This window comes from Variovorax sp. KBW07 (genome assembly GCF_003852515.1).
Lineage (GTDB): Bacteria > Pseudomonadota > Gammaproteobacteria > Burkholderiales > Burkholderiaceae_C > Variovorax.
Genome location: NZ_QAJK01000004.1, coordinates 16,043 through 28,197, shown reverse-complemented (window position 1 = coordinate 28,197; position 12,155 = coordinate 16,043). Strand labels below are relative to the sequence as shown.

Here is a 12,155-nt window from a genome sequence, read left to right as displayed (position 1 = left end):
CCCCGTTCAGCCGTTTCAGCCGCCGCAGCGCGCTCGTGCTTGCCGCCGCACTGACCTTTGCCGCCACCGGCTACGCGCAAGCCGCTTCGCCACGCGTCAAGCTGGCCACCTCGGCCGGCGACATCGTGGTCGAGCTCGACGCCGCCAAGGCGCCCAAGTCGGTCGAGAACTTCCTGCAGTACGTCAAGGACAAGCACTACGACGGCACGGTGTTCCACCGCGTCATCGACGGCTTCATGATCCAGGGCGGCGGCTTCACGGCCGACATGCAGCAAAAACCCACGCGCGCGCCCATTCCGCTCGAAGCGAGCAACGGCCTGAAGAACGACAAGTACACGATTGCCATGGCCCGCACCGGCAACCCCGATTCGGCCACCTCGCAGTTCTTCATCAACGTGAAGAACAACGATTCGCTCAACGCCCCCAACCCCGACGGCCACGGCTACACCGTGTTCGGCAAGGTCGTCGCCGGCACCGACGTGGTCGACAAGATCCGCACCGTGCAGACCGGCAACAAGGCCGGCATGCAGAACGTGCCCGTCGAACCCATCACCATCAAGTCCGCCACGCTGCTGGCGAAGTAATCCGTTTTCCGAAGAAGGAGTCACACCATGAGCAACCCCCAAGTCGAACTGCACATCAAGAACTACGGCGTGATCACGCTTGAACTCGACGCCGAGAAGGCACCGAAGTCGGCCGAGAACTTCGTCTCGTACGTCAAGCAAGGCCACTACGACAACACCGTGTTCCACCGCGTGATCCCCGGCTTCATGGTGCAAGGCGGCGGCTTCGAGCCCGGCATGAAGCAAAAGCCAAGCGGCGCCGAAATCCAGAACGAAGCCAACAACGGCCTGAAGAACGACAACTACACCGTCGCCATGGCCCGCACCAGCGCACCCCACTCGGCCACCGCGCAGTTCTTCATCAACGTGGCCGACAACGGCTTCCTGAACCACACCGCACCGTCGGCCCAGGGCTGGGGCTATGCCGTGTTCGGCAAGGTCATCAAGGGCAGCGAAGTGGTCGACAAGATCAAGGCCGTGAAGACGGGCCGCAAGGGCTTCCACGACGACGTGCCGCTCGAAGACGTGGTGATCGAAAAGGCCGTTCTCATCGCTGAATGACGAACAGGCGCGACGCGGCATGACCACGGTGGCGAACCCGGCTTTCAACGAGCTGGTGGCGCCGCCCGCGTGGCGCACCGTCGACCTGATATCCGACCTGCACCTGCAGGCCGGCGAACCCGCCACCTTCGAGGCCTGGCAGGGCTATTTGCAGACCACGCCGGCCGATGCACTGGTCATCCTGGGCGACCTGTTCGAAGTGTGGGTGGGCGACGATGCCGCCGCCCAGCCCGGCTTCGAGGCACAGTGCGCCGAACTGCTGCGCCGCACGGCGCAGCGGCTGCCGGTGTTCTTCATGCACGGTAACCGCGACTTCCTGGTCGGCCCCGCGTTGGCCGCCCAGTGCGGCTTCACGCTGCTCGACGACCCCACGGTGCTGGTGCTGCACGGCCAGCGCTGGCTGCTGAGCCATGGCGACATCCTCTGCCTGGAAGACACCGAATACCTCAAGTTCCGCGCGCAGGTTCGCACGCCGCAATGGCAGGCCGCATTCCTGGCCCGCCCGCTGGAAGAGCGCCGCGCGCTGGCGCGCTCCATGCGCGTGCAAAGCGAAGACCGCAAGCGCGATCCATCGATGGTCTGGGCCGATGTCGACACGGCCGCCGCGCGCCAATGGCTGCAGCAGTCTTCCGCCCACGCGCTGGTGCATGGCCACACGCATCGCCCCGCCGACCACGACCTGGGCAACGGCCTGCGCCGCATCGTGCTGAGCGACTGGGACGCCGCCGCGCATCCGCCGCGCGCGCAACTGCTCTGCCTGTCCACCGCCGGCGCCCAGCGCGTCGACCTGCGCTAGCCGCGCCAGCTGCGCTCGCAAGGCCCATTGCCGATGTTCAAGTGGCTGCGCCGGTTCCGCGCCCTGCCCCCGATTCCCGAAGCCGCATGGCAGACCGCGCTCAGCCGCTACGCCTTCCTGGGTGACCGGCCCCTTGCCGAACAGCAGCGGCTGCGGCAGCTGTCGGCCGAGTTCCTGCGCGACAAGGAATTCCACGGCGCCAAGGGCTTCACCATCACCAACGAAGTGGCACTGGCCATCGCGGCCCAGGCCGTGCTGCCGGTGCTGCACCTGAAGGGCGGGCTGAACTGGTACGACGATTTCGTCGGCATCGTCGTGCACCGGTCCGAGGTCGTGGCCAAGCGCAAGTTCGTCGATGAAGCGCAGGTGGTGCACGAGTACAACGAAGTGGTGGCCGGCGAAGCCATGGAGCGCGGCCCGGTCATGCTGAGCTGGGACGACGTGCTGGCAAGCAGCATCACCACCGAGCGCGGCTACAACGTCGTGATCCACGAGTTCGCCCACAAGATCGACATGCGCAGCGGCGATGCCAACGGCTGCCCGCCGCTGCCATCCGGCTTCGCGGGCAAGCGCAGCGCGCGCGACTCCCGCACCGCATGGCTGGCCGTGCTGAAGCCCGCTTACGAAGACTTCCGCGAAAAAACCATCCTGGCCGACCGCTTCGGCGCCGAACCGCCATGGCTCGATGCCTATGGCGCGACGTCGCTCAGCGAGTTCTTCGCGGTGGCCTGCGAGGCCTACTTCGTGAACCGCGCGGCGTTCGGCCGCGACTTTCCCGAAGTGCTTGCGCTCTTCGATGAATTCTTTCTTCCTAAACGGCCGCATACCTAGTCTCAGCCTAGATAGTTCGCTACTCAATCGATAGCAATTCACCCCTTACCATTGGTGGGTTAACAACTCACCAAAAAGGTAAACAACATGAGGGATTGGTTCTATCAGCTCACCGGGAAGGCATGGATCGCACTGCTGTTCGGCATCGGCATCCTGGGGTGGGCAGCGTACGCGCAGATCAAGGCCGGCGCCGACACGCACGGCACTGCGGTGGAAGACCTGGTTGCCAAGAGCGGCACCATCGTCAGCGGCAGCGAGATCACCGAAACCACCAAGCGCCGCCGCGGCGGCAGCACCACGCGGCACTACTTCGTGCTCGACGCCAAGCTGGCCGATGGCAGCACCGAGAAATGGCGCGTCGACTACGCAGTCGGCCGCAAGAAGCTCGAGCCGCTGATCGACGAGGCCGTGGAGGTTCGCGTCGACCCGTCTGACAACAACTTGGTCTACGAAGTCAAGCTCAAGGGCCAGCCGGTGGTTGCGCTGGCCGACGTGCAGAAGATCATGGAAGTCAAGGACAAGGCCACGGCATCGAGCGCCACGGACAAGGGCACGCTGATCGTCGGCGCCCTCGCGCTGCTTCTGGGCATCGGCGGGCTGCTCATCCGGCGCAAGATTGCCAGCGGCTACGCGGCGGAACAAGCGGCGGCGGTGCAGACGCCGGTGATTGGCGAAAAGGCCTGACGCAAACGGGAGGCATGCCCTCCCCCGAAAAAGCAAAGGAGCCCCGCGGGGCTCCTTTTTTCATGGCCTTGAGGCTCCCTCGGCTGCTGGTTGCAGCCGGGCCCCGTACCTTACTTGCGCAGCAGCGCCTTCAGCGCGTTCTGCAGGCGGCGTGCACTGGCAGCGTCGTGTGCCGCGGCCAGCACCTTGCCGGCGTCCTGGCCCCAGGTCTGCGCCGGTGCCGGATCGCCACGCTTGGTCAGCAGCTTGAGTTGCAGTGCACGGCGCGCATCGAGTTGCTCGGCGGGCGTCGGCACTTCGGCGGCCATTTCAAGGCGCAGCAGCGCTTCGGCGGCATCGCTGGCGGCGGCGCTCGGCGCGGAGCCGATGGCTTGCGACCAACCGCTGCGCACCACGGGCGAAACCGCGCGGCCGAGTTCCTGAACGCTCGGCAGGCGCGTCGCGTCGCGCTGCTCCCACGCGCCCAGCACCTGGGTCAACGCTTCGCCGTGCGCCTGGGCCGCCAGCTTGCGCAGCGCCATGTCGGCACGTTCGAGCGCTTCGCGCTGCGCGCGGAAGGCGGCATCGCCCAATCGCGGGCCGCGGTCTTCGAAGCGCGGCGGACGGTCGCCAAAGCGGCCACCGGGGCCGCCCGGAGCGCCACGGTCACCGCGTGCATCGGAGCGCGGCGCGCCGCGATCGCCACCCGGACGACCCGGGCCGCCAGGGCCTGGACGGCCACCGTCGCGGCGGTCGCCGAAACGGGCACCTGGGCCACCGCGGGCAGCGGGTGCTGCCTCGTTCTTCTTGCTGCTGGGACGGTCGTCGCCACGCATGGCCACGACGGGCTTCGGCGCTGCCTTGGGTGCGGCAGCCGGGGCCGCGCTTTCGACGGCGGCGGCTTCACCGGCGTCATGCGCCTCGCTGTCCGCGCGTGCCGAGGCGTCGGCGCCGTCGGCGGGAGCCACGAGATCGGGTGCACCAGCTTGCGCGGCGTCGGCATGGGCTGCCGGCGATGCTTCAGCGTCGCTCGGGCTCGGCGCCTGCTGGGCGCTTTCGCCGAATTCAGCGGCCGCCTGGCCGGGAGCCATCACATCGGTCGCGCCCGCGGACGGGCCGTCGCTCGTGGCAGCAGCCGCGCGCGGCTGCTCGGCCTTCGGTGCCGGAGGCGGTGCCTCGCCACGCAGCGCGCCTTCGAGGCGGGCGATGGCGGCGCGAATCTTCTGCACGTCGCCGCCGGCATTGGCGGCATCGAGGGCCTTGGAGGCGTCGAGCACATGGCGGTCGTGTTCGCTCATGGCCGACGAGGCCTTTTCGCGCTCGGCGGTCTTGCGGTTGAAGGCTTCGTCGATGGGTGCGCGGAAGGCGTCCCACAGCTTCTGTTCATGGCGGCGGTCGAGCGGCACGCTCTGCGCCTCGGCCTGCCAACGTTGTTGCAGCGCCTTGACGGCATCGATGCGCAGCATCGGCTGGGCACCCAAATCGACGGCCTCGGCAATCATGGCCTGGCGGCGTTCGAGGCTGGCCTTTTGCGCCGTCTCGAAAGGTGCGCGGGCGGCACCGAAGGCTTCGTTCCACAGCGGCTGCAGCTCGGCAAACACCTTCTCGCCCACATGGCCGGCATCGCGCCAGCGGTCGGCAAACTGGTGCAGCGCGCGGTTGTGCGCCTTCAGGTCGGACGCGGCGGCATGCTCGGCAGCCCAGGCCTTGACCTCTTCGATGAGCGCCACGCGGTGCGCGCGGTGCTCGGCCGCGTCGGCGCGGACCTTCTCGAGCCAGGCCTCGACCACCTTGTGGGCTTCGTTGCAAGCTTCGTCGAAACGCTTCCACAGCGCGTGGTTCGGCACGCCGCCCTGGTCGGCCTGCTTCCACTGGTCGCGCAGCGAGCGCAGGGTTTCCTGCATCTTGCGGCCGCCGAGGGCCTGGCCTTCGGGGCGCTTGAGCAGGCCTTCGGCCTTGGCGACGAGGTCTTCACGGACCTTGTCGGCGCTCCAGCGCTGCCAGCCTTCGAGTTCGCCGGCAGCCACCAGCGCGGCATGCACGCGGGCTTCGAGCGGTGCGTCGACCAGCTTGCCGTGCTCCTTGAGCACGGCGCGCAGCGCGGCGGCGGCACCGGCGCTGGCCTTGCCGTGGCCTTCGGCGGTTTCCTGCTCGAGCTTGGCCAGCGCAGCCTGCACCGCGTCTTGCGCCGCGGCGCGCACGGCCGGGTCGACCTTGGGCGCGGCGGGGCGGGCGGGTGCGGCAGGCTTGGGGGCCACGACTTCGCCACGCGCGGCGCGCAGTTCGTCGGCCCACACGGGCACGGGCGGCAGCGGGGCCGCTGCGTCGGCGGCGGCGGCAATGGCCAGGGCCAGCGCGCCATGGAATGCATCGGACACCACCAGCAGTTGCGACTTCGACGATTCGAGCTGGGGCGCGAACTTGGCGTCCAGGCTGTTCCAGTTGGCGTCGGAGGTGATCTCGGTCGCCTGCTGCTGCCAGTGGGTGACGTCGGCGCGCAGCGATTCTTCCGCGGCCAGGGCGTCCTGCCAGCCCTTTGTGGACAGCACTTCGAAGCGCTGTGCCAGCAATACGGCGGCTTCGCGGTGCACCTGGGCGCGGTGTTGCAGGTCTTCGATGCCCTTCACGCGTTCGGCCAGCTTGAGCTTCAGCCCGGCCAGCGGTTCGCGCGACAGCGGTGCGCCGGCCTTGGCGGCGTCGCGCTGCCAGGCCAGTGCATCGGCGATGTTGAGCTTGGACTGGCCCAGCAGCGCCTCGGCCTTCTGCGCCCATTCGGCGGCAATGGCTTCCTGGCCCTTGGCGCGCTTGAGCTCGTCGAGCTTTTCGCGCAGCAGGCGCGCGGCGCCCTTGTCGCGACCGCTCAACTCCTTGAAGACTTCCTGCATTTGCTCGGGCGCGGGGTTGCCCGCGAGCCAGTCGCGGATGCGCGCGGCGCGCTCGCCGGAAGTCGGCGCGGTGAAGGCGCCGCCGGTGAGCGTGTCGAGGGCCTGAAGGTCGTGTGGCTTGGAAGAATTAGAGGTCACTGCGCGAAATCGTTGTCTTAGTAGAGAAAGCGAAGGCGCCGGCAAAGGCCGGCGCACATCGACATTTTCACCCACTTGCGGTTGGCCGCCGAATTCCGTTGCGGAACGGCGGCCAACGCGGGGTCGTGGGCGGAGAGATTAACGGACTACATATATAGCAAGCTGAAGGAAAAAACCAAGTCCCCGCAGCCCGCTCCTGGTTACTTCATCGTCAGGCTGAGCTCGGCGCCCGGCTTCCAGTCGGAGCCGCTGGCCGTGGTGCGCACCGCGCCGAGGAACAGGCGTTCGCTCGGCAGCTTCTGCGCCAGCAGGTAGTCGCGCACGGCGGCGCCGCGCTCCACCGCCAGTTGCCGCATCGATTCTTCATCGACCGGCACGCTGGCGAGCAACAGGTTTTCCATTTCCTTCACAGGCAGGTCTTTGGCGAGCCCGACCATGTTGCGCGGCTTGGTGATGTCGGCACGCTTGTAGACGGCGGTCAGCAGCTCGGGGTACTCGGCATCGGTGACCGGCGGTACGTCCGTGCCGGTCTGCCCGCCGCGCACCGCCACGCGCCGCTTCTCGGCCTGGGTGAGCTGGCGCACGCGCTGGCGCTGGTAGGCGTCGCGCTCCTTGTCGAGGCTGGAAGTGCCGACGACCGTCATCTGCAGGGTCGGCCGGTCGGTCAGGGCCTTCACGACCTTGTCCAGGCTCTCCCTGGCGGAGGCGCTGAGCGCCGAGCTGCCCGGCTCGAAGGTGATGGCGCTCGACTCGCCGCTGCCGCCACCCAGGCCGCCGGTGAGCAGGCTGAATGGCGCCGTCACGGCCTTGACGATCAGGTTGACCACAGCCTTCCAGATCAGCGGGCCGACGCTGAATTGCGGGTCGTTGAGCGAGCCGCTGAGCGGCAGGTCGACGTCGATCACGCCATTGCGGTCGGCCAGCAGGGCCACCGCCAGTTTCACGGGGAGGCTGGCAGGTGCGCCCGCCACCTCGTCGCCAAACTGCAGCTGGTTGAGCACCAGCTTGTTGGTGGCCGTCAGCTGGCCATCGGGCGCCACCTTGTAGTTGACGTCCATGCTCATCTTGCCGCGCTCGATGCCGTGGCCGGCGTAGCGCACCGAGTACGGCGACAACGGCGCCAGGTCCAGGTCGCGCATCTTGGCGGTGATGTCGAGCTCGATCGGCTTGACCAGCGGATTGAGCTTGCCGGTGATTTCCAGCGCCGCGGTCTGCTGCGCCTTGCCGCGCAGTTCCAGGTCGGCCAGCGCGGGCCGGCCGCCCTCGCCCTTCGGCGGGTTCGACGAGAACGAGCTGAGCTTGCCGGTCAGTTCGCTGAGATCGGCCGAGTAGTTGGGCTTGACGAACAGGTCGGTGAAGTCGATCTTGCCGTTGACCAGGCTCATCGGACCGAAGTTGATGACCGGTGCCAGGCCCGCATCGGCAGCGGGCGCGGCGGCCACCGCCGCGGGAGCTGCCACCGGCTTGGCGGGCTCGGGCGCTCCGCCGACCATGTTTTCGGCCGAAACCGGCGCGCCGCCCGTTGCCTTGGGCTGCGGCGCCGTGCGGGTCGTGGTGGTGGTGCCGCCCGGGCCCTTGCGCGTGCTGGCTTCGCCTGCCGCGGCGGCTGCCGCGTTGGCTTCGGCCTCGCCCTTCTTGGTCAGGTTCAACAGGTTGAGCCGGCCGGTGGGGTCGACGATCACGCGGGCAAAAAAGTCCGTCAACGTGGTTTCGCGCACATCGACGGTCGGCGCGGTGTTCGGCGCCATGCCGACCTGCAGGCCGCGCAGGCTCAGCGTCTTCCAGCTCAGCAGCTGGTTGTTGTTGCGATCGAACCCCGGCGACTGGGTAAGCGACACGCTGTTGGCGCGGAAATCGTCGAGCGCGGTGTCGCCGGACAGCTTGACGCTCATGCCCGCCGGCGTGGTCGCGTAGCGCACCGTGCCGCGATAGCTCGCAAAGGCGCGGCGGATGTCGACGTTGAGCGCGTCGGCGTAGTAGGCCTTGAAAGCGTGCGCCGGGAACGACGCGATTTCGAGCCGGCCCTCGGCCGCCAGCGGCTTCAGCACAAGGTTGCCCTTGTAGTCGAAGCGGCCGGGGTCGGCCGAGCGGCCCGCCGAGCCGATGCGCCCCGACACCTCCAGCGGCGAGACGGTGTTGGTGTCGGGCGCGATCTTCTGGGCGTTGAGCTTGAACGCCGTGATCTCGACCGCCACCGGCGTGCTGCTCGCCTTGTCCGAATAAGAGAGGCTACCGTTGTCCACCGCCAGCGTGCCGATGGTCAGCGCCCAGGGCTTGGTGTTGGCGCCGGGCTGCGGCGTTTCGGCCGCGGCGGGCTTGGGCGCGGCGACCTTGGCCTCGGCTTCCTTGCCGCCACCGCCGGCCGGCGTCTTGAGCCAGCGCTCGAACATCCAGCGCTTTTCGTTGTCGCGCTCGATGCGCACCTTGGGGTTGGTCGCGGTGAACGAGGCCACATTCAAGGTGTGCTTCGTCATGTCGACTTCGGCGTCGACCAGCTCGAAGCGGCCGACGCTGGCCAGCGCGGTCTTGGCCTGCGTCAGCGCCAGGCCATCGGCAGCCAGCCGTCGCGCCTTGAACTTGAGGTCGGGCTGGGCCCAGGCAATGTCGATCTGCCCGCTGAGCTTGCCGTCCAGCGTGGGCTCCAGGCTCTGCGCCAGGTAAGGCGCGGCCAGAGACAGTGGCAGCGCATCGACCTCGGTCTGCACGTCGGCCACCTTGTCGGTGGCGGTGCCCTTGAACTTCAGGCTCGCGCCGGCGATGGCTGTGCTGCCGCTGAACTCGGCCGGCTTTTCCATCGGCCACGCGACGCCGGTGACGTCGAGGCCGAGCTCGGTCACATCGACGGCCGCCTCCGGCTTGACGGTTTCATCGCGCCAGCCGATGCGCCCACCGCTCAGGGCCACCTTGTCGACCTGCACCTTCAGCGCGGGCTTTTCGGCCGGCTTCGCGGCAGGAGCAGGAGCATCTGGCTTGGCGGCGGGCAGAGGCGCGGCCTTTTCGGTCGCGCCGGTGGCGGGGTCGGTGGCCAGCAGGTTGAGCTGGCCGGCCGCGTCGCGCGCCACCGCCAGCTGCGGGTTGACCAGGGCGATTTCGCTCAGGTGAAACACCGACTCCAGCGGGCGCACGTCGGCCAGTGCCAGCTTCAGCGACTCGAAGGCCAGCAGGTCGCGGCCGCGCGCATCGGCCACCTTGGTGGTGTGGGCCTCGACGGTGCCGGTGATCTTCAGGCCGGTGGCGGCGCCCTGCTCGAAGCCGATCTTCAGGTCGGCATCCAGGCTGCCCGACTGCAGGCGCACCGGCAAGCCGCCGGGGATGTAGCCGAGGTACGGCACCAGGTCGAGGCCCTTGAACTGCACGTGGGCGTCGGTCTTGCGGCTGTCCGCAAAGGGCGTGGTGAAGGCGGCCGAATCGAACTTGCTGCCGTTCAGCGTGAAGGCCAGCTTGGGCTCGGTATTGATGTCGCGCTTCGAGGCCAGGTTGCTCAGGAAAGGCACCTTGAGCACGAACTCGCGCAGCTCGTGCTTGCGCTTGACGGTCTGGTCGTCGAAGTCGACCGAGCCGCCGTTGATGGCGATGTTGTAGATGGCAAAGCGCGCCGGCTTGGCGTTCGGGTCGGGCGGCGGGCCGGCCGAGAGCTTGGCCAGGATGTCGTCGATGTCGTACTTGCCGTCGGCCTGGTGCGTCAGCAGGATGGCGGGCCCGTCGACCGTCACCGCGTCGATGACCGGCGCAAGGCGAAACAGCGACTGCAGTTCGGCGTCGGCGTAGATGCGCTGGATGGCCACCTGCGGCTTGCTGCCATCGGCGGTGGCAATGCGCAGGTCGTTCAGCGTGAGCTCGAGCGTCCAGGGCTTGAAATCGATCTTGCCGACTGTTACTTGCCGGCCGAGCTTCTCGCTCGCGATCTTCTGGAGCTGGCTCTTGGCGATGGGCGGGACCGCCAGCCAGGCGATGACCCAGAAGGCCAGGAGAACCAGCAACGCGACGATCCCACGCCGCACCCATTTGTTTTGTTTGATCGAAGCTACGTTCATCGCGGAAGTGTGCCGCAAACAGGTGCAAACACATCTTCCCGGCGCGCAACTGGTTCACAACTTTTTCCAGACTTTTTCCTGGAACGACGGGAACCGGCTTCGCGGCCCGCACAAGAGAAAGCCCGGTGGCTCGACGGGATGTCTCGTCACCGGGCTTGATGGCGGGCATAAGACCCATGCCATCGATTCGCGCGACAGGAAGTCAATGGTTCCCGCCGTGCTGGCAGCAAGAGATTGCCACCGAGGATCCTCGGTCGTTCGAACCCTTGACTTGCACCTCGGGCTGCCGGACCTCGGAAAAATGCCTGAAACCTCAGGCCCGTTCAGATTAGGTGCCGCACCCTCGCATTGCAAATCGAATCTTTTGAGGGCTTTCCCCTAGGCCTAAATGTCTCAGTCGTAGACAATTTTTAAACTATTAATAGCATAAAGATGCAAATCCTTATGCTTGACCGAGTATTTAGCCGCGCTAGAATCCGCCTGCCCTGGCTGCCGGACGCAGCAGGGCCTCCCCTGAATCCGCTGCCGAACTCCCCCGGCTTGATCAGGTCACCGCGCTCCTAACCCTCCTTCCATGCGCGGAACCTGATTCGTACCAATCCAAGCGCCGCTGCCTTCATCCCTCGCCTGACCAGGCGTTGCGGTTCGGGTGCCGCACAGAAAGGAAGAGCGATGAACAAGGCGTTTGATGCCACAGCCCGCGGGCTAAGGACCTTTGTGTCCGATGTGGCAGACGGCTTTTTTGAAATCACCCATAACGGGTTTGCATTGGTTGGTCTGGCCATCGTGTTCGCGGCCCTCGCCCTCGTGGCAAGGCCCGACCTGCGCAAGACCGGCGAAGAGCAATTGATGGGCTGGCTGCAGTCGCGCAAGCCTGCGCCCGAAGCCACCGACCTCGAGCCGACCGCCATCGAGCGCACCACGGCCGCGAGCCCCGGCGACCTGCCCAAGCAGCAGGCCGCCGTGGCCTACTGGCTGAGCAAGAAGTACCGCGTGGCCGCCGAGCCGCTGAGCGTGCTGGTGGCCGAGGCCTATGGCATCGGCAAGCGCACGAAGATCGACCCGACGCTGATCCTCGCGATCATGGCGGTCGAGTCCAGCTTCAACCCCTTCGCGCAGAGCCAGGTGGGCGCGCAAGGCCTGATGCAGGTCATGACCCGCGTGCACGGCGACAAGTACGAAAGCGCGGGCGGCACGCTCACCGCCTTCGACCCGGTGACCAACATGCGCGTCGGCGTGAAGGTGTTGCAGGAATGCATCGCCCGTGCCGGCTCGCTCGAAGGCGGCCTGCGCTACTACGTGGGCGCGGCCAACCTCGAGGACGACGGCGGCTACGCCAGCAAGGTGATGGCCGAGCACGAGCGCCTGCTGCAGGTGGCCAACGGCCGCGCGCCGTCGGTGCTGCCGCCGGCCGTGCGTCCGCAGCCGATCCCGGTGGTGGCCCCGGCCAAGCAGCCGGAAGAAGCTTCGGAGCCGGCCAAGGTCGCCCTGCTTTCCGCTGTTTCCTGAATGTTTCCTGGCCGGGTGTGAGCTACACTCGGCCGGTACGCGACTGGCGATAGGCGCAGCACCCTAAAAAGGTGCCACGCGCTGACGTGGAATACCACTGGGAAGCGTGCCGCCTGGCCACAACAGGCGTTCAGCCGTTCGCCTGGGCAGCCCTTGTTTGGTTGAACAAGGACCT

At 67.4% G+C, this 12,155-nt stretch carries 9 protein-coding genes and 1 riboswitch; of the genes, 7 read left to right on the top strand and 2 right to left on the bottom strand.

Annotation, left to right across the window (positions count from 1 at the left end; translation table 11 throughout):
• Positions 1-35: 35 nt before the first annotated feature.
• The 5 genes from DBV14_RS00800 to DBV14_RS00780 all read left to right on the top strand — a co-directional run bounded on the left by DBV14_RS00800 (position 36) and on the right by DBV14_RS00780 (position 3,435).
• Entirely contained in the window at positions 36-584 is a 549-nt protein-coding gene (locus DBV14_RS00800; RefSeq protein WP_260396765.1) for a peptidylprolyl isomerase, read from the top strand.
• Between the two features lie 27 nt (positions 585-611).
• Positions 612-1,124, top strand: coding sequence for a peptidylprolyl isomerase (locus DBV14_RS00795; protein ID WP_124457292.1), 513 nt, complete (start codon positions 612-614; stop codon positions 1,122-1,124).
• 19 nt (positions 1,125-1,143) lie between these two features.
• Positions 1,144-1,920: a UDP-2,3-diacylglucosamine diphosphatase gene (locus DBV14_RS00790; RefSeq protein ID WP_124457291.1), complete on the top strand. Its 777-nt coding sequence runs from the start codon at positions 1,144-1,146 to the stop codon at positions 1,918-1,920.
• Positions 1,921-1,953: 33 nt separating this feature from the next.
• The gene (locus tag DBV14_RS00785; protein ID WP_124457290.1) at positions 1,954-2,751 is read left to right on the top strand and encodes a zinc-dependent peptidase; all 798 of its coding nucleotides are present in this window, start codon (positions 1,954-1,956) and stop codon (positions 2,749-2,751) included.
• Between the two features lie 87 nt (positions 2,752-2,838).
• The gene (locus tag DBV14_RS00780) at positions 2,839-3,435 is read left to right on the top strand and encodes a hypothetical protein (RefSeq protein ID WP_124457289.1); all 597 of its coding nucleotides are present in this window, start codon (positions 2,839-2,841) and stop codon (positions 3,433-3,435) included.
• Between the two features lie 110 nt (positions 3,436-3,545).
• Here DBV14_RS00780 and DBV14_RS00775 read toward each other — a convergent pair whose 3' ends face one another.
• Entirely contained in the window at positions 3,546-6,437 is a 2,892-nt protein-coding gene (locus DBV14_RS00775; RefSeq protein ID WP_124457288.1) for a DUF349 domain-containing protein, read from the bottom strand.
• 200 nt (positions 6,438-6,637) lie between these two features.
• A complete protein-coding gene (locus DBV14_RS00770) occupies positions 6,638-10,471 on the bottom strand; it encodes a DUF748 domain-containing protein (protein WP_124457287.1) in 3,834 nt (1,277 codons plus the stop codon).
• On the opposite strand from DBV14_RS00770, the gene DBV14_RS33300 reads away from it, so the two are divergent.
• Positions 10,389-10,853 (top strand): hypothetical protein, encoded by a 465-nt coding sequence (locus DBV14_RS33300; RefSeq protein WP_185545887.1) that lies wholly within the window; start codon positions 10,389-10,391, stop codon positions 10,851-10,853. The two genes, DBV14_RS00770 and DBV14_RS33300, sit on opposite strands and share 83 nt — an antisense overlap.
• Before the next feature lie 290 nt (positions 10,854-11,143).
• Positions 11,144-11,980: a lytic transglycosylase domain-containing protein gene (locus DBV14_RS00765; protein ID WP_124457286.1), complete on the top strand. Its 837-nt coding sequence runs from the start codon at positions 11,144-11,146 to the stop codon at positions 11,978-11,980.
• Positions 11,981-12,009: 29 nt separating this feature from the next.
• A riboswitch (ZMP/ZTP riboswitch) is annotated at positions 12,010-12,135 on the top strand.
• Positions 12,136-12,155: the final 20 nt, after the last annotated feature.

Coding starts and splice junctions, on each gene's coding strand:
- DBV14_RS00795 (WP_124457292.1), top strand. CDS start 612: ATGAGCAACCCCCAAGTCGAACTGCACATCAAGAACTACGGCGTGATC.
- DBV14_RS00790 (WP_124457291.1), top strand. CDS start 1,144: ATGACCACGGTGGCGAACCCGGCTTTCAACGAGCTGGTGGCGCCGCCC.
- DBV14_RS00785 (WP_124457290.1), top strand. CDS start 1,954: ATGTTCAAGTGGCTGCGCCGGTTCCGCGCCCTGCCCCCGATTCCCGAA.
- DBV14_RS00780 (WP_124457289.1), top strand. CDS start 2,839: ATGAGGGATTGGTTCTATCAGCTCACCGGGAAGGCATGGATCGCACTG.
- DBV14_RS33300 (WP_185545887.1), top strand. CDS start 10,389: ATGACCCAGAAGGCCAGGAGAACCAGCAACGCGACGATCCCACGCCGC.
- DBV14_RS00770 (WP_124457287.1), bottom strand. CDS start 10,471: ATGAACGTAGCTTCGATCAAACAAAACAAATGGGTGCGGCGTGGGATC.
- DBV14_RS00765 (WP_124457286.1), top strand. CDS start 11,144: ATGAACAAGGCGTTTGATGCCACAGCCCGCGGGCTAAGGACCTTTGTG.